Origin of the sequence: Streptomyces sp. NPDC091289 (assembly GCF_044757365.1) — a bacterium.
In the GTDB taxonomy this organism is placed as follows: domain Bacteria; phylum Actinomycetota; class Actinomycetes; order Streptomycetales; family Streptomycetaceae; genus Streptomyces.
Genome location: NZ_JBIVUT010000013.1, coordinates 45,978 through 61,999 on the forward strand (window position 1 = coordinate 45,978; position 16,022 = coordinate 61,999).

Sequence of the window (16,022 nt, forward strand, 5' to 3'; positions counted from 1 at the left end):
CCTCTCCTGTGTCGCCGCGCAGCGCGGTAGCGGCAGCGGCGCAGCGCGGCCTGACTTCGGCTCAGCCGCCGGGGATCTCGGCCATCGCCACCGGCCGGCGTTCACGGCGGGAGACCTCGCACGCCTCGGCGATCCGCAGGGCGTGCAGGGCCTCCCGCCCGTCGCACGGATTGGCCAGCTCGCCGCGGACCACGCGCAGGAACGCGTCCAGCTCCGCCTCGTACGCCGGGGCGAACCGTTCCAGGAACCCCGGCCAGGGCTTCGCCGGGGCGCCGGGGCCCCCGGGCTCGGCCGAGGTCAGCGGCGTACGGTCGTCCAGGCCGACGGCGATCTGGTCCAGCTCGCCGGCCAGCTCCATCCGTACGTCGTACCCGGCGCCGTTGCACCGGGTCGCGGTGGCGATGGCGAGCGTCCCGTCGTCGAGGGTGAGCAGAACGGCGGCCGTGTCCACGTCCCCGGCCTCCCGGAACATCGCGGGCCCGGCGTCCGAGCCGGTGGCGTACACCTCGGCCACCTCGCTCCCCGTGACCCAGCGCAGGATGTCGAAGTCGTGGACCAGACAGTCGCGGTACAGCCCGCCGGAGAGCGGAAGGTAGGCGGCGGGCGGCGGGACCGGGTCGGAGGTGACCGCCCGCACGGTGTGCAGCCGGCCGAGCCTCCCCTCCCGTACGGCGGCCCTCGCCTCGCCGTACCCGGCGTCGAAGCGCCGCATGAAACCGAGCTGGAGAACGCTGCCCGCCGCCTCGACCTCCGCGAGCGCGGCCAGGGTGCCGGGCAGGTCCAGGGCGATCGGCTTCTCGCAGAAGACGGGCAGTCCGGCGCGGGCGGCCCGGGCGATGAGCGCGGCGTGGGCCGAGGTCGCCGAGCAGATCACCACGGCGTCGGGCGGGCCCCCGGCCGCACCCTCCCCGGTGAACAGGCCGTCCACCGCGACGGCCGTCGCCCCCGTCCGTGCGGCGGCGCCGGCCGCCCGCTCCGGGTCCACGTCGGCCAGCAGCAGGGCGTCCACGGCGGGGTGACGGCTCAGCACCTCCGCATGAAAGGTGCCGATCCGTCCCGTTCCGATCAGTCCGATGCGCATGGGCCCCAAGGTGACGTTCGCCCGGTCGTCATGTCAAGCGTTTGTCCTGACAAATGGCGGCCGCATCGATCGGCGGTTCCCGCCCCGGTGTGCCATGGCTTTGTCCGGACAAGCGAACTACGCTCGCCCCGTGACCGCACAAGGAACCGACCGGCCGCTGCCGCTGAGCGTGGACCGCACCAGCCCGGTGCCGCTCTACTTCCAGCTGGCACAGCAGCTGGAGGCCGCCGTGGAACAGGGCCGGCTGGCCCCCGGCGCCCTGCTCGGGAACGAGATCGACCTCGCCGCCCGCCTCGGCCTCTCCCGGCCGACCGTCCGCCAGGCCATCCAGTCGCTCGTCGACAAGGGCCTGATGGTGCGTCGCCGGGGAGTCGGCACCCAGGTCGTCCACAGCCAGGTCCGCCGCCCGCTGGAGCTCAGCTCGCTCTACGACGACCTGGAGGCGGCCGGCCAGCGCCCCGCCACCGGCGTCCTGCGCAACACGGTGGAACCGGCCACCGCGGAGGTCGCGGCGGCGCTCGGCGTCGCCGAGGGCAGCGAGGTCCACCTGGTGGAGCGGCTGCGCAGCGCCCATGGCGAACCGGTGGCCCTCCTGCGCAACCATCTGCCCCCCGGGCTGCTGCCCCTGCTCACCGAGGAGCTGGAGGCCACCGGCCTCTACCGGCTGATGCGCGCCTCGGGCATCATGCTGCACAGCGCCCGCCAGTCGGTGGGCGCCTGCGCCGCGGACGCGCGGCAGGCGCGGGCGCTGGGGGAGCCGGTGGGGGCGCCGCTGCTCACGATGGAACGCACCACGTACGACGACACCGGCCGGGTGGTCGAATTCGGCTCGCACGTCTACCGGGCGGACCGGTACGCCTTCGAGTTCCAGCTCCTGGTCCGCACCTGAGCCCATCCAGCCCGTCCGGCGTTTGAGGACGGAACCGTTGCGGTGGTGTCGGCCGCACCCGTGAGGTTCCTGTGCCCAGGGCCCCTGTGGTCTTCGGGCCCTTCAACCCGAGGGTTCCGTCCTCAAACGCCGGACAGGCTTGATGGGCACGGGCCCGCAAAGGCCGACGGGCTGAAATGGTGCGGGCACACGGGTTGCGCCGCCCGGGTCCCGTACCCCAGGCTCCTGTGTCCTCGGCCCACCCGCGCAAGGGTTGCGGGCAGGGCTCGGGGATACTTGGGCAGCCGGCCCGGGACCGTACACTCCCCGGCCCGGTCAAGCGCACAGCGAGCAGCAGTAGAAGGGCACGGCGTCGTGGCAAGGGTTCGGACAGGGGTACGCGCGCTGGGCGCCGTGCTGGCAGTGGTGCTGGCCGCCGCAGGATGCAGCAGCACCGGCGGCAAGCGGGCGGAAGAGCGCGCGGCCGAGGCCGCCGAGGGCCGGGCCGCGGTGAACACACCGCGCTGGACCTTCGCCATGGTCACCCACTCGGGCGACGGCGACACCTTCTGGGACATCGTCCAGAAGGGCGCCGAGCAGGCGGCCGTCAAGGACAACATCAACTTCCTGTACTCGCACAACGACGAGGCCAACCAGCAGGCCCAGCTCGTCCAGACCGCGATCGACAAGAAGGTCGACGGGCTGATCGTCTCGCTGGCCAAGCCGGACGCGATGAAGGCCGTGGTCGCCAAGGCCGTCAAGGCGGGCATCCCGGTCGTCACCGTGAACTCCGGCTCCGCCGAGTCCAAGGAGTTCGGGGCGCTCACCCACATCGGCCAGGACGAGTCGATCGCCGGTGAGGCCGTCGGCGACGAGCTGAACGGCCGCGACCGCAAGAAGGCCCTGTGCGTCCTGCACGAGCAGGGCAACGTGGGCCACGAGCAGCGCTGCGCCGGAGCGAAGAAGACCTTCGACGGCACGATGCAGAACCTGTACGTCGACGGCACCAACATGCCCGACGTCACCGCGTCCATCGAGGCCAAGCTCCAGTCCGACAAGAGCATCGACGCGGTCGTCACCCTCGGCGCCCCCTTCGCCGACGCGGCCGTCCAGGCCAAGCAGACGGCGGGCAGCAAGGCCGAGATCGACACCTTCGACCTCAACGCGAAGGTCGCCACCGGCCTCCAGACCGACAAGCTCGGCTTCGCCGTCGACCAGCAGCCCTACCTCCAGGGCTACGAGGCCGTCGACCTGCTCTGGCTCTACCGCTACAACCGCAACGTCCTCGGCGGCGGCCTGCCCGTCCTCACCGGCCCGCAGATCATCACCAAGGACGACGCCGACGCCCTGGCCGACTACACCAAGCGGGGCACCCGATGAGCGGCTCCACCGCCGCCCCGGAGAAGCCGGCGGAGGTGGACGAGCGCCTCGTGCGCACCTCACCGCTGCGCAAGCTGCTCGGCCGCCCCGAGCTCGGCTCGGTCGTCGGCGCGGCAGCCGTGTTCCTGTTCTTCGCGATCGTCGCCGACAGCTTCCTCCAGGCCTCCAGCTTCGGCACCGTGCTGTACGCGGCCTCGGTCCTCGGCATCATGGCCGCCCCGGTCGCGCTGCTGATGATCGGCGGCGAGTTCGACCTCTCCGCCGGGGTGATGGTGACCAGCTCCGCGCTGATCTCCTCGATGTTCAGCTACCAGATGACGGCCAACGTCTGGGTCGGCGTCTTCGTGTCGCTGCTGGTCACGCTCGCCATCGGCGCGTTCAACGGCTTCATGCTGACCCGCACCAAACTGCCGAGCTTCATCATCACGCTCGGCACCTTCCTGATGCTGACCGGTCTGAACCTCGGCTTCACCAAGCTCATCAGCGGCACCGTCTCCACCAAGGCCATCGGCGACATGGAGGGCTTCGAGTCCGCCCGCGCCCTGTTCGCCTCGACGCTGACCCTCGGCGGCGTCGAGTTCAAGGTGACGATCCTGTGGTGGGCGGCGCTCGTCGGCGTCGCCACCTGGATCCTCCTCCGTACCCGCTTCGGCAACTGGATCTTCGCGGTCGGCGGCGAGGCCGACGCGGCCCGCGCGGTCGGCGTCCCGGTCATCCGCACCAAGATCGGGCTCTACCTGGGCGTCGCCTTCGCCGCCTGGATCTCCGGCCAGCACCTGCTGTTCAGCTACGACGTCGTCCAGTCCGGCGAGGGCGTCGGCAACGAGCTGACGTACATCATCGCCGCCGTCATCGGCGGCTGCCTGATCACCGGCGGCTACGGCTCCGCGATCGGCTCGGCGGTCGGCGCCTTCATCTTCGGCATGACCAGCAAGGGCATCGTGTACGCCGAGTGGAACCCGGACTGGTTCAAATTCTTCCTGGGAGCGATGCTGCTCCTGGCCACCCTGCTCAACGCGTGGGTGCGCAAGCGCGCGGAGGCGACCTCATGACGGCCACCCCTGAAGACACCGCGGGAACGACCGGGGGAGCGACCGCCGGACCGCTCGTCGAGCTGGACGACGTGTCCAAGTTCTACGGCAACATCAAGGCCCTGGAACATGTCTCGCTGGAGGTCCACGCGGGCGAGATCACCTGCGTCCTCGGCGACAACGGCGCCGGCAAGTCGACCCTCATCAAAATCATCGCCGGGCTGCACCGGCACGACGCCGGACGCTTCCTGATCGACGGCGAGGAGACCACCCTCGCCAACCCGCGCGACGCCCTGGACCGGGGCATCGCCACCGTCTACCAGGACCTCGCCGTCGTCCCGCTGATGCCGGTCTGGCGGAACTTCTTCCTCGGCTCCGAACCCACCATCGGCTTCGGCCCCTTCAAGCGCCTCGACGTCCGGAAGATGCGCGAGACGACCCGTACCGAACTGCTCCGCATGGGCATCGACCTGCGCGACGTGGACCAGCCCATCGGCACCCTGTCCGGCGGCGAGCGCCAGTGCGTGGCCATCGCCCGCGCCGTCTACTTCGGCGCCAAGGTCCTGGTCCTGGACGAGCCGACCGCCGCCCTCGGCGTCAAGCAGTCCGGTGTGGTCCTCAAGTACGTGGCGGCCGCCCGCGACGCGGGCCTCGGCGTGGTCCTCATCACGCACAACCCGCACCACGCGCACCTCGTCGGCGACCGGTTCGTCCTGCTCAAGCGCGGCGCGATGTCCGGCAGCCACACCAAGGAAGACATCACGCTGGACGAACTGACCCGCCAGATGGCGGGCGGCAGCGAGCTGGAGGAGCTCAGCCACGAGCTGGAACGCACCCCGACCCCCACCCTCCCGGGCAGCCACGGCCCGGCCGACGACACCCCCTGACCGCCGACCCGCCCCGGCGCGGCCGACCCCGGCCACCGGCCCCCGGGGCCGGGCAGTGGCAGAATCGAGCCCGGCGGGCGCCGTCCGCCGCCGGCCGCGACAGCGGCCCGGCCCCCCAGACCCCGCAGGGACGATGAGCACGTACCGCGACTTCGCACACCGCGGCTCCGCCCGCGCCACCGTCCTCAAGACCGTCGGCACCAAGGAACGCCGCTCCCACCTCACCGCCCCCCGGGTCCCCACGGTCGGGATCGACATCGGCGGTACGAAGGTGATGGCGGGCGTCGTCGACGCCGACGGCAACATCCTGGAACAGCTGCGCACGGAGACGCCCGACAAGTCCAAGAGCCCCAAGGTCGTCGAGGACACCATCGTCGAGCTGGTCCTGGACCTCTCCGACCGGCACGACGTCCACGCGGTGGGCATCGGCGCGGCGGGCTGGGTGGACGCCGACCGCTCCAAGGTCCTGTTCGCCCCGCACCTCGCCTGGCGCGACGAGCCCCTGCGCGACGCCATCGCCTCCCGCCTCGTCGTCCCCGTCATGGTCGACAACGACGCCAACACCGCCGCCTGGGCGGAATGGCGCTTCGGCGCGGGCCGCGGCGAGGACCACCTCGTCATGATCACCCTCGGTACGGGCATCGGCGGCGCGATCCTGGAGGACGGTCAGGTCAAGCGCGGCAAGTACGGGGTGGCCGGTGAGTTCGGCCACATGCAGGTCGTGCCCTCGGGCCACCGCTGCCCCTGCGGCAACCGCGGCTGCTGGGAGCAGTACAGCTCCGGCAACGCCCTGGTCCGCGAGGCCAGGGAACTGGCCGCCGCCGACTCCCCGGTCGCGCACTATCTACTGGACCGGGTGAAGGGCAACATCCCCGACATCACCGGGCCGCTCATCACCGAACTGGCCCGTGAGGGCGATGCGATGTGCATCGAGCTCCTCCAGGACATCGGCCAGTGGCTCGGCGTCGGCATCGCCAACCTGGCCGCCGCGCTCGACCCGTCCTGCTTCGTCATCGGAGGCGGCGTCAGCGCCGCCGACGACCTCCTGATCAACCCCGCGCGGGACGCCTTCAAGCGCCACCTCACCGGGCGCGGCTACCGCCCCGAGGCCCGGATCGCGAAGGCGCAGCTCGGCCCCGAGGCGGGTATGGTCGGCGCCGCGGACCTGGCCCGGCTGGTCGCCCGCCGCTTCCGCCGCGCCAACCGGCGGCGCGTCGAGCGGTACGAGCGGTACGCCCAGATCTACGACCAGGCGGCGAGCACCATCCGCAACACCCGGTCCACCCGTACCGCCGACTGAACCGCAGCCGCCCTCCCCGGCGTCCACCCTTCAGTACGCCGTCACCGCAGCACCTTGAGGACCACCTGATCATGATCGCAGCCGAGCACCCCGTGGTGCCGCACCAGTCGGAGTCTCCGGGCGACGGCGAGGGCAAACCGCCCGAGGACAGCCGGCGCGTGTTCAAGCGGCGCTTCATCACCGCGACGATCATCGTGCTGCTGATCGGCATCCCGGCCGGCTATCTGCTGATCTCGGCCGGCCAGAGCCGCCGCTCGGGCCAGGACAAGGAGGCCGAGGCGGCCGCCCAGGGGCTCCGCGAGGGCTGGCCCTCCAAGATGCAGCGCCGGATCTTCGAGATCCCGATCCCCGGCAACGGGCAGGGCGTCCAGTACTACGAGACGAACAACTGGAAAGCCAGCCGGATGTACGCGAAGTTCCGGACGACCTCCGCCGGTCTCGACCGCTTCCTGACCGGGGTGGGCACGGGACGCGCGGCGCTGGAACCCGACACGATCGACATCAGTCAGCGCGACATCAAGATCACCGGTTGGTCCTTCGGCCCGGGAGAGCGCTGGGCCAGCACCACGCACAGCAACAAGAAGCCGCGCCCCACCCAGAACATCACGGTCAATATGACCGACCCGGCCAGTCCTGTCGTGTATGTCGTATCGGCGGCGACCCCCTGACCGGGACCGGGCGGGGCGCTCAGTAACCTGGAGCGAGTGAGCGAAGTGAGCGAGACGACCCCGCAGCCCGTGCAGGCCCCCCACCCCGGTGGGCCCGCCCCGCACCCCGGAGCGCCTCACCAGGCGGTTCCGGCCCCGCACCAGGGACCGGACGCCGTGCCCCTGTCGGCCGCCCCGGAGTCCTTCCCGGCGCCCTACCCGGCCCCCGGCGGCCAGGGGACGCCCGGATTCCCGTCGGCGCCAGGGGCCGCGCAGCCGGACCTGACCCCGCTCGCCCCGCAGGCCCCGCAGGGCCCCTTCGCCCCGCAGCCGGGCCCGGCGCAGCAGGACACCTCGGTCCCGCAGGCCCCGCACGCCCCGCAGGCCACCTCCGTACCGCAGGCCACTCCCGCCCCGCAGGCTCCGGCCGGTGCCCCCCGGACGCTTCAGTACCGTTTCGACGGGCCCGAGGACGCCCCGGTCCTGGTCATCGGCCCCTCGCTCGGCACGACGTGGCACATGTGGGATCGCCAGATACCCGAGCTGTCCCAGCACTGGCGGGTCTTCCGCTACGACCTGCCCGGCCACGGCGGCGCGCCCGCCCACGCCGCCCCCTCCGTCGCCGAGCTGGCAGACCGGCTGCTCGCCACGCTCGACGGGCTCGGCGTCCAGCGGTTCGGCTACGCGGGCTGCTCGATCGGCGGGGCGGTCGGCGCGGACCTGGCCCTGCGCCATCCGCACCGGGTCGCCTCGCTGGCGCTCGTCGCCTCCTCGCCCCGGTTCGGCACGGCCGACGAGTTCCGGCAGCGCGGCGTGATCGTCCGCACCAACGGCCTGGAGCCGATGGCCCGCACCGCGCCGGAACGCTGGTTCACCCCCGGCTTCGCCGCCGCGCAGCCCGCCATCGTCGAGTGGGCCGTCCAGATGGTCCGCACCACCGACCCCGGCTGCTACATCGCCGCCTGCGAGGCGCTCGCGGCCTTCGACATCCGTGGCGCGCTGGGCCGGATCGGCGTCCCCACGCTGGTTTTGGTCGGGGCGGAGGATCAGGTCACCGGGCCCGCCGAGGCCCGCACCCTGGTCGCCGGGATACCGGACGCCCGCCTGGCGCTCGTCCCCGGGGCCTCGCACCTCGCCCCCGTCGAGCAGCCCGCCGCCGTCAGCGACCTGCTGCTGATGCACTTCTCCACCGCCTGGCAGCAGGACACCTCGGCCGCGATCCCCGTGCTGCCGCTCGCCACCGGGCCCGCGACGCCCGCCGCCCCGTTCGCCCCGGTGGCCGAGATCGCCCCGGCCTCCGGCGCGCCCGAGACCTCCGCGCCGACGCCGGACGACCGGCACGAGCAGGGCACGAAGGTGCGCCGCGAGGTGCTGGGGGACGCCCATGTCGACGCGGTGAACGCCGCCGCCGACGGGTTCACCGACGATTTCCAGGAACTGGTCACCCGGTACGCCTGGGGCGAGGTGTGGAGCCGGGACGGCCTCGACCGCCGCACCCGCAGCTGCATCACGCTCACCGCGCTCGTCGCCTCCGGCCACCTGGAGGGCCTGGCCGCACACACCCGCGCCGCCCTGCGCAACGGCCTGACTCCCGCCGAGATCAAGGAAGTTCTGCTGCAGACCGCCGTCTACTGCGGCATCCCGGCGGCCGGAGCGGCCTTCGCCATCGCGCAGAACGTGATCCAGGAGGAAACCACGCCGCCCGCGTAGCAGGATGGAGCCATGAACGCATCGGCTCGGGCACTCACGCTCACCAAGAAGACCCACTCCTGCGTCCGGATCGAGAAGGAGGGGCGGGTCCTGGTCATCGACCCCGGCGGCTTCTCCGAGGACGACGCGGCGCTCGGCGCGGACGTCATGCTGGTGACGCACGAGCACCCCGACCACTTCAACGAGGCGCGGCTGCGGGCGGGCCTGGAGGCGAACCCGGCGGCCGAGGTCTGGACGCTGCGCAGTGTGGCCGGGCAGCTCTCGGCGGCCTTCCCGGGGCGGGTGCACACCGTGGGCGACGGGGACGCGTTCTCCGCCGCCGGATTCGACGTCACCGTGCACGGCGAGCTGCACGCGGTGATCCACCCGGACATCCCGAGGGTCACCAACGTCGGCTTCCTCGTCGACGGTTCGGTCTTCCACCCCGGCGACGCGCTCACCGTGCCCGACCGCCCCGTGGACACCCTGCTGCTGCCGGTCATGGCTCCCTGGAACAAGATCTCCGAGGTCATCGACTACGTGCGCGAGGTCAAGCCGCGGCGCGCCATCGACGTCCACGACGCCCTGCTGACCGATCTGGCGCGGCCGATCTACGACAACCAGATCGGGGCCCTGGGCGGTTCGGACCACGGCCGGCTGGCCCCGGGCGGCGTCACCGAGCTGTGAGCCCACCGGCGACTGTCAGTGGGAGCCGCTAGGTTGGCTGCCATGCGCATCGCCACCTATAACGTCAATTCGATCACCGCCCGGCTGCCGAGGCTCCTGGCCTGGCTGGAGAGCAGCGGCACCGATGTGCTGTGCGTCCAGGAGACCAAGTGCACGGCGGAGCAGTTCCCCGCCGAAGCCCTGCGTGAGGCGGGCTACGAGTCCGCGGTCAACGCCACCGGCCGGTGGAACGGGGTCGCGCTGCTCTCCCGCGTCGGCCTCACCGACGTCGTCTCCGGGCTGCCCGACGGCCCGGAGTACGACGGGGTGCAGGAGCCCCGCGCGATCTCGGCGACCTGCGGCCCGTTGCGCCTCTGGTCGGTGTACGTGCCCAACGGCCGCGAGGTCGAGCACGAGCACTACGCATACAAGCTGCGCTGGCTGGAGGCCCTGCGGAAGGCCGTGGCGGCGGACGCGGCGGGGAGCCTGCCGTTCGCGGTCCTGGGCGACTTCAACGTGGCCCCGACCGACGAGGACGTCTGGGACCCGGCGCTCTTCGCGGGCGCCACGCATGTGACGCCCGCCGAGCGCGCCGCCCTCGCGGCCCTGGAGGCGGAGGGCCTGAGTGAGGTCCACCCCCGCCCCCTCAAGTACGACCGCGCCTACACCTTCTGGGACTACCGCGAGCTGCGGTTCCCCAAGAACAAGGGCATGCGGATCGACCTCACCTTCGGCAATGCCCCGTTCACCGCCGCCGTCAAGGACAGCTACGTCGACCGCGAGGAGCGCAAGGGCAAGGGCGCGTCCGACCACGCCCCGGTGGTCGTCGACCTCGATCTCTGAGCCGGGACCCGGGAGGGAGGGGCCGCGCCGGCCTGACAACCCAAGGTTGACACTCGATGGGTGTCAACTTAGGGTTGACGCATGACGCAGCCACTTCCTGTCACCCCTTCCGTGCGCCTCGACGACCTGATCGAGGCCATCAAGAAGTCCAACGCCGACGCCCTGGAGCAGCTCTCCGGCGCGGTCGTCGCCGCCGACCATCTCGGTGATGTGGCCGACCATCTGATCGGCCACTTCGTGGACCAGGCCCGGCGCTCCGGCGCCTCCTGGACGGACATCGGCCGGAGCATGGGGGTCACCCGCCAGGCGGCCCAGAAGCGCTTCGTCACCAAGAAGGCCGAGGGGACGTCCGACCTGGACCCGAGCCAGGGCTTCGGCCGCTTCACCCAGCGCGCCCGCAATGTCGTCGCGGCCGCCCACAACGAGGCCAAGGCCGCCGGGCACGCCGAGATCCTCCCGGCCCACCTGGTGCTCGGCCTCCTCGCCGAGCCCGACGGCATCGCCGCCCGGGTCGTCACCGGCCAGGGGGCGACGCCGGACGCCGTCCGCGCAGCGGCGACCGCCGCACTGCCCGCCGCCGCCGACGAGCTGCCCGAGCTGATCCCGTACGACCCGGACTCCCGCAAGGTCCTGGAGCTGACGTTCCGCGAGGCCCTGCGGCTCGGCCACAACTACGTCGGCACCGAGCACGTCCTGCTGGCCCTGCTGGAGTTCGAGGACGGCTCCGGCGTACTGACCGGCCTGGGCATCGACAAGGACGCCGCCTCGGCCGCCGTGGACACCGCCGTGACCGAAGCGGCGGCCGCCCTCTGGCAGCAGAACTCCTGACCGGACGGCCCCGGGCGTGGACGGCGAGGCCTCCGTACGGGGCCACGCCCCAGGGGGTGTCCGGTAGGGATCAGGGCCGGACACCCCCTAATGCACCGAGAATCCGCCGTCCACGAACACCGACTGCCCGGTGACGTACGCCGATGAGCGCCCCGCGAGGAACACCGCGGCCCCCGCGAAGTCCTCCGCGAGACCGTTGCGGCCGACCAGGGTCCGCGCGGCGAGCGACGCCACCTTCTCCGGGTCCGAGGCGAGGCGCTCGTTCAGCGGCGTCAGCACGAACCCGGGCACCAGGGTGTTCACTGTGACGCCGTACGGCGACCACGCCTCGGCCTGGGAGCGGGCCAGGGACTCCAGGCCGCCCTTGGACACCCCGTACGCACCGCTGTTCACGAAGGCCCGGTGCGCCTGCTGCGAGGTGACGTGGATGATCCGCCCGTAACCCCGCTCGGCCATGCCGGGCCCGAAGCGCTGCCCCAGCAGGAACGGCGCCTTCAGGTTCACCGCCATCGTGGTGTCCCACACGTCCTCGCCGAGCTCGGTCATCGGCGGACGCAGATTGATCCCGGCGCAGTTCACCAGGATGTCCGGCTCGCCGAACGCCGCCACGGCCCCCTCCGCCCCCGCGCGGACCCCCTCCGGGGTGCTCAGGTCCGCGCTCGCCCAGGCCGCCCGGCAGCCCTCGGCGGTCAGCTCGTCCACGGTGGCCCTCAGCTCCGTCTCCCGGCGGGCCACGACCACGACGCCCGCGCCGGCCCGGGCCAGCGCGCCGGTGATCGCCCGGCCGATGCCGGAGCTGCCGCCGGTGACCACCGCCACCCGGCCTTCCAGCGAGAACAGTTCCGAGACATACGCCTGTGCGCTCATGTGCGTACCTTAGATATCCGCCCGGTTGCCGGGGTGGGTCGGGTGGGGGAACGGTGAACGCCGCGCGCCCTGTGGTGCGGAACCTGGCCGGGATGGGACCCTAGTGGTATGAACATCCCTTTCTTGGACAACTGGCGTAAGCGTCAGGGTGGTACGCATGCGGGCGCACTCGCCGCCGCCGTCGAGACGGACCCCGACGGTGTGGCCGAGCTGCTCGCCGAATGCGAACTGCTGCGCGTCCGGGCGGGGCAGCAAGGACTCGAACTCGACGACACACCCGCCTCGTTGGCCGCGCTCGACCAGCTGCCGCCCCGCTGGCGCGACGACCCCGAGGAACTTCCCTGGCTCGGCAACGACGCCGGTCTCTATCTCGGCACGGTCATTGTGCGGACCGTCCCGGGCGCCGCGTGGGACATCTGGCCGAGCGGTCAGCCCGTGGTGCGGCTGGAGTCCGGGCGGGAGATCGACGTCGTCGCGGCCGGTCTCGACTGGGCGATGTCGGGCAGCCCGGAGCTCTCCCAGGTGTACGCGGAGTCCGCGGAGAACTGAGCCGGGAGCCGGCCGGGGCCCCCTCTCCTCACCTAATCCAGTTAAAAAGCCTTTTGCGCCATTTACGCGTGTCGGGTGCGAAGTCCCTTTTTGCGATGGATAGTTTGCGCTGACCTCGATACAGCGACAAGTGGGTAGGGCAGCGCATGGCCGTCGATCCGTTGATCGAACTGAGGGACGTCAACAAACACTTCGGAGAGTTGCACGTACTTCAGGACATCAATCTCACCGTCGGCCGCGGGGAGGTGGTGGTGGTCATCGGCCCCTCCGGCTCAGGGAAATCCACCCTGTGCCGGGCGATCAACCGGCTGGAGACGATCGAGTCCGGCAGCATCACGATCGACGGCAGACCCCTTCCCGCGGAGGGCAAGGGCCTGGCCCAGCTCCGTGCCGAAGTCGGCATGGTCTTCCAGTCGTTCAACCTCTTCGCCCACAAGACCGTGCTGGACAACGTCTCCCTGGCGCAGCTCAAGGTCCGCAGGCGCAAGAAGGACGAGGCCCACGCGCGCTCCCGTGAGCTGCTGGAGCGGGTCGGCCTGGCCGCCCACGCCGACAAGTTCCCCGCCCAGCTCTCCGGCGGCCAGCAGCAGCGCGTGGCCATCGCCCGCGCCCTGGCCATGGACCCCAAGGCGCTCCTCTTCGACGAGCCCACCTCGGCGCTCGACCCGGAGATGATCAACGAGGTGCTCGAAGTCATGCAGCAGCTCGCCCGGGACGGCATGACCATGGTCGTCGTCACCCACGAGATGGGCTTCGCCCGCTCCGCGGCCAACCGCGTCGTGTTCATGTCCGAAGGCTGCGTCGTCGAGGACCGCACCCCGGAGGACTTCTTCACGAACCCTTCGAGCGACCGCGCCAAGGACTTCCTGTCCAAGATCCTCAAGCACTGAGGGAGGCTTCCATGTTGCGTACGAGGAACACGCGTACGGGCAGGGCCGCCGCCCTCGTGGCCGGTCTCCTGCTCGCCGCACTCGCCGCGGGCTGCGGCAAGGACGGCAGCCCGCCGGTCAAGGGGCCCAAGGCCGAGGCCCTGCCGGAGTACCGGGTCGACACCGGCTTCGAACTGCCCGACTCCCGCACCTGGACCAAGGCGAAGAAGCGCGGCTACCTGGTGGTCGGCGCCAAGGAGGACCAGCCGTACCTGGGGGAGAAGGACCCGGCGACCGGGATCTACTCCGGATTCGACATCGAGATCGCCCGGATGGTGGCGGCCTCCCTCGGCTTCGAACCGCGGACGATCCGCTTCCGCACGATCGCCTCCGCCAACCGCGAAACGGCCCTGCAGAACGGCCAGATCGACTACTACGTCGGCACCTACACCATCAACGACATGCGCAAGAAGCTCGTCGGCTTCGCCGGCCCGTACTACATGGCGGGTCAGGGGCTGCTGGTGCGCACCGACGAGGACGACATCAACGGACCGCAGGACCTGGCGGGCAAGACCGTCTGTTCGGCGGCCGGCTCCACGCCCTACCAGCGCATCGCCGCCGACTACCCCAAGGCGACGCTCGTCGCGTACGACACGTACTCGATCTGCGTCGACAACCTCCTCACCTTCCAGGTCGACGCCGTCACCACCGACGACGCGATCCTGCTCGGCTTCGCGGCCAAGGCGCCCGACGAGATGAAGGTCGTCGGCAAGCCCTTCTCCGAGGAGCCCTACGGCATCGGCGTACCGCGCAGCGACAACGAACTGCGCAACGCCATCAACGACGCGCTGGAGGCCAACGAGAAGAACGGCAACTGGAAGAAGGCGTACGAAGCGACGCTGGGGCTCTCCGGATCTCCCGCGCCGACCCCGCCGCCCATCGACCGCTACCCGGCGACCTGAGGGGACGGCCCCACCCATGGATGTACTGACAGAGAACTTCTCCCTCTACGGCAAGGGCTTCCTCGGCACCGTCGAGCTGACCGTCTACGCCTCAGCGCTGGCGCTCGTCCTCGGCTTCCTGATGGCGTCCTTCCGGGTCGCGCCCGTCGGCTCCTTCCGGGTGCTGGGCACGGTCTGGGTCACCGTGCTCCGCAACACCCCGCTGACCCTGCTGTTCTTCGCGGTCCTGCTGGGCCTGCCCCGCTTCGGGCTCGTCCTGCCGTTCCAGGTCTTCGCGGTGCTGGCGCTCGGCTGTTACACCTCCGCGTTCATCTGCGAGGTGCTGCGCTCCGGCATCAACACGGTGCCCAAGGGCCAGGGCGAGGCCGCCCGCAGCCTCGGGATGAACTTCGGCCAGACCCTGAGCACCGTGGTGCTGCCGCAGGCGTTCCGGTCGGTGATCCCGCCGGTCGGCTCGACCCTGATCGCGCTGGCGAAGAACTCCGCGATCGCCGGGGCGTTCAGCGTCACCGAGCTCCTCGGCACCTACAAGACGCTCAACGAACTGGGCTACAGCATCATCTGGTCCTTCATCTGGATCGCCGTCGGCTACCTGATCATCACCCTGACCATCAGCGCGGTGTTCAACGTGATGGAGAAGCGCTGGGGAGTGGCACGATGACCAAGACCCTCACCCGCAGGCCGTCACGGCCCGAGGCCACCGCGCTCTACGACATCCCCGGACCGCTGACCCGCAAGCGGCACCTGATGTACGGGATCGCCTCGACGATCGTGATCCTGGCGCTGTTCGGCTGGATCGTCTATCTGCTCTTCGACACCGACCAGTTCACCGCCGAGAAGTGGACGCCCTTCGAGTACAAGGGCATCCAGGAACTGCTGCTGCGCGGGCTCGGCAACACCCTCAAGGCGTTCGCGTACGCCGCGGTCCTCTCCCTCGCACTGGGCGCGGTCCTCGCGGTCGGCCGGCTCTCCGAACACCGCGTGCTGCGCTGGATCTCCACGCTGCTGGTCGAGTTCTTCCGGGCCATGCCGGTGCTGGTGATGATCTTCTTCATCTTCGTGGCGCTGAAGGTCCAGCCGCTGCCCGCCCTGGTCGCCGGACTGACGCTCTACAACGGCTCCGTCCTCGCGGAGGTGTTCCGCACCGGGATCAACTCCGTGGACCGGGGCCAGCGCGAGGCCGCGTACGCGCTCGGCATGCGCAAGACACAGGTCACCACGTTCGTCCTGGCTCCCCAGGCCGTACGCGCGATGCTGCCGACCATCATCAGTCAACTGGTGGTCGCGCTCAAGGACACCTCACTGGGCTATCTGATCACCTACGAGGAATTCCTCCACGCCGGAAAGCTGATCGCGTCGAATCTCGACTACGATCTTCCCTTCATCCCCGTCGTGATGGTGATCTCTCCGATCTACATCGGGATGTGCATGCTGCTCTCGTGGTTCGCCACCTGGGTGGCCCGTCGTCAGCGGCGCAATCCGAAGACGAAGGCGGTGGGGGTGGCCCCGGCCGAACCGGGGAGGCTGCTGCCGGGAGGGCAGTAGCAGGGCCCTG

Annotated in this window: 17 protein-coding genes; 15 read left to right on the forward strand and 2 right to left on the reverse strand. The window is 71.0% G+C overall.

The features are described 5' to 3' along the window. Positions 1–61: 61 nt before the first annotated feature. Positions 62–1,081: a Gfo/Idh/MocA family oxidoreductase gene (locus tag ACIQPT_RS18750; RefSeq protein ID WP_401156992.1), complete on the reverse strand. Its 1,020-nt coding sequence runs from the start codon at positions 1,079–1,081 to the stop codon at positions 62–64. Between the two features lie 130 nt (positions 1,082–1,211). Between ACIQPT_RS18750 and ACIQPT_RS18755 the strand changes: the two genes are divergently transcribed. The 10 genes from ACIQPT_RS18755 (at position 1,212) to ACIQPT_RS18800 (ending at position 11,220) form a co-directional block, all read left to right on the forward strand. Beyond that, entirely contained in the window at positions 1,212–1,970 is a 759-nt protein-coding gene (locus ACIQPT_RS18755) for a GntR family transcriptional regulator (protein ID WP_401156993.1), read from the forward strand. A gap of 384 nt (positions 1,971–2,354) precedes the next feature. Beyond that, positions 2,355–3,329 (forward strand): sugar ABC transporter substrate-binding protein, encoded by a 975-nt coding sequence (locus tag ACIQPT_RS18760; protein ID WP_401157151.1) that lies wholly within the window; start codon positions 2,355–2,357, stop codon positions 3,327–3,329. Beyond that, complete coding sequence (locus ACIQPT_RS18765) at positions 3,326–4,381, forward strand: ABC transporter permease (RefSeq protein ID WP_401156994.1); 1,056 nt, start codon at positions 3,326–3,328, stop codon at positions 4,379–4,381. The genes ACIQPT_RS18760 and ACIQPT_RS18765 overlap by 4 nt, the downstream gene beginning before the upstream one ends. Beyond that, complete coding sequence (locus ACIQPT_RS18770; RefSeq protein ID WP_401156995.1) at positions 4,378–5,247, forward strand: ATP-binding cassette domain-containing protein; 870 nt, start codon at positions 4,378–4,380, stop codon at positions 5,245–5,247. Before ACIQPT_RS18765 ends, ACIQPT_RS18770 begins: the two co-directional genes overlap by 4 nt. A gap of 133 nt (positions 5,248–5,380) precedes the next feature. Next, positions 5,381–6,547, forward strand: a complete 1,167-nt coding sequence (locus ACIQPT_RS18775) for an ROK family glucokinase (RefSeq protein WP_030592117.1) — start codon at positions 5,381–5,383, stop codon at positions 6,545–6,547. Between the two features lie 71 nt (positions 6,548–6,618). Then, positions 6,619–7,215: a hypothetical protein gene (locus ACIQPT_RS18780; RefSeq protein WP_401156996.1), complete on the forward strand. Its 597-nt coding sequence runs from the start codon at positions 6,619–6,621 to the stop codon at positions 7,213–7,215. Between the two features lie 462 nt (positions 7,216–7,677). Further along, positions 7,678–8,904 carry an alpha/beta fold hydrolase gene (locus ACIQPT_RS18785; protein ID WP_401157152.1) on the forward strand — a complete coding sequence of 409 codons (1,227 nt, stop codon included), beginning with the start codon at positions 7,678–7,680 and terminating at the stop codon, positions 8,902–8,904. A gap of 12 nt (positions 8,905–8,916) precedes the next feature. Then, positions 8,917–9,570, forward strand: coding sequence for an MBL fold metallo-hydrolase (locus ACIQPT_RS18790; protein WP_401156997.1), 654 nt, complete (start codon positions 8,917–8,919; stop codon positions 9,568–9,570). A 42-nt stretch (positions 9,571–9,612) separates the two neighbouring features. Continuing rightward, on the forward strand, positions 9,613–10,392 hold the full coding sequence (locus ACIQPT_RS18795; protein WP_401156998.1) for an exodeoxyribonuclease III: 780 nt from the start codon (positions 9,613–9,615) through the stop codon (positions 10,390–10,392). 81 nt (positions 10,393–10,473) lie between these two features. Continuing rightward, positions 10,474–11,220: a Clp protease N-terminal domain-containing protein gene (locus ACIQPT_RS18800; protein ID WP_401156999.1), complete on the forward strand. Its 747-nt coding sequence runs from the start codon at positions 10,474–10,476 to the stop codon at positions 11,218–11,220. An 87-nt stretch (positions 11,221–11,307) separates the two neighbouring features. Here ACIQPT_RS18800 and ACIQPT_RS18805 read toward each other — a convergent pair whose 3' ends face one another. Next, a complete protein-coding gene (locus ACIQPT_RS18805; protein WP_401157000.1) occupies positions 11,308–12,087 on the reverse strand; it encodes an SDR family NAD(P)-dependent oxidoreductase in 780 nt (259 codons plus the stop codon). Between the two features lie 108 nt (positions 12,088–12,195). Between ACIQPT_RS18805 and ACIQPT_RS18810 the strand changes: the two genes are divergently transcribed. From ACIQPT_RS18810 to ACIQPT_RS18830, 5 genes are all read left to right on the forward strand, one after another. Beyond that, on the forward strand, positions 12,196–12,636 hold the full coding sequence (locus ACIQPT_RS18810; protein WP_401157001.1) for a DUF6278 family protein: 441 nt from the start codon (positions 12,196–12,198) through the stop codon (positions 12,634–12,636). 146 nt (positions 12,637–12,782) lie between these two features. Beyond that, the gene (locus ACIQPT_RS18815) at positions 12,783–13,526 is read left to right on the forward strand and encodes an amino acid ABC transporter ATP-binding protein (protein ID WP_401157002.1); all 744 of its coding nucleotides are present in this window, start codon (positions 12,783–12,785) and stop codon (positions 13,524–13,526) included. A gap of 11 nt (positions 13,527–13,537) precedes the next feature. Continuing rightward, entirely contained in the window at positions 13,538–14,467 is a 930-nt protein-coding gene (locus ACIQPT_RS18820; RefSeq protein WP_401157003.1) for a glutamate ABC transporter substrate-binding protein, read from the forward strand. A gap of 16 nt (positions 14,468–14,483) precedes the next feature. Beyond that, positions 14,484–15,128 (forward strand): amino acid ABC transporter permease, encoded by a 645-nt coding sequence (locus ACIQPT_RS18825; protein ID WP_007454866.1) that lies wholly within the window; start codon positions 14,484–14,486, stop codon positions 15,126–15,128. Continuing rightward, on the forward strand, positions 15,125–16,012 hold the full coding sequence (locus tag ACIQPT_RS18830; protein ID WP_401157004.1) for an amino acid ABC transporter permease: 888 nt from the start codon (positions 15,125–15,127) through the stop codon (positions 16,010–16,012). Before ACIQPT_RS18825 ends, ACIQPT_RS18830 begins: the two co-directional genes overlap by 4 nt. The last annotated feature ends 10 nt before the right edge of the window (positions 16,013–16,022 follow it).

Excerpts from the sequence above, each read along its gene's own strand:
- ACIQPT_RS18750 (WP_401156992.1), bottom strand. The coding sequence starts at position 1,081 with ATGCGCATCGGACTGATCGGAACGGGACGGATCGGCACCTTTCATGCG.
- ACIQPT_RS18765 (WP_401156994.1), top strand. The coding sequence starts at position 3,326 with ATGAGCGGCTCCACCGCCGCCCCGGAGAAGCCGGCGGAGGTGGACGAG.
- ACIQPT_RS18770 (WP_401156995.1), top strand. The coding sequence starts at position 4,378 with ATGACGGCCACCCCTGAAGACACCGCGGGAACGACCGGGGGAGCGACC.
- ACIQPT_RS18775 (WP_030592117.1), top strand. The coding sequence starts at position 5,381 with ATGAGCACGTACCGCGACTTCGCACACCGCGGCTCCGCCCGCGCCACC.
- ACIQPT_RS18780 (WP_401156996.1), top strand. The coding sequence starts at position 6,619 with ATGATCGCAGCCGAGCACCCCGTGGTGCCGCACCAGTCGGAGTCTCCG.
- ACIQPT_RS18790 (WP_401156997.1), top strand. The coding sequence starts at position 8,917 with ATGAACGCATCGGCTCGGGCACTCACGCTCACCAAGAAGACCCACTCC.
- ACIQPT_RS18795 (WP_401156998.1), top strand. The coding sequence starts at position 9,613 with ATGCGCATCGCCACCTATAACGTCAATTCGATCACCGCCCGGCTGCCG.
- ACIQPT_RS18800 (WP_401156999.1), top strand. The coding sequence starts at position 10,474 with ATGACGCAGCCACTTCCTGTCACCCCTTCCGTGCGCCTCGACGACCTG.
- ACIQPT_RS18805 (WP_401157000.1), bottom strand. The coding sequence starts at position 12,087 with ATGAGCGCACAGGCGTATGTCTCGGAACTGTTCTCGCTGGAAGGCCGG.
- ACIQPT_RS18810 (WP_401157001.1), top strand. The coding sequence starts at position 12,196 with ATGAACATCCCTTTCTTGGACAACTGGCGTAAGCGTCAGGGTGGTACG.
- ACIQPT_RS18815 (WP_401157002.1), top strand. The coding sequence starts at position 12,783 with ATGGCCGTCGATCCGTTGATCGAACTGAGGGACGTCAACAAACACTTC.
- ACIQPT_RS18820 (WP_401157003.1), top strand. The coding sequence starts at position 13,538 with ATGTTGCGTACGAGGAACACGCGTACGGGCAGGGCCGCCGCCCTCGTG.
- ACIQPT_RS18825 (WP_007454866.1), top strand. The coding sequence starts at position 14,484 with ATGGATGTACTGACAGAGAACTTCTCCCTCTACGGCAAGGGCTTCCTC.
- ACIQPT_RS18830 (WP_401157004.1), top strand. The coding sequence starts at position 15,125 with ATGACCAAGACCCTCACCCGCAGGCCGTCACGGCCCGAGGCCACCGCG.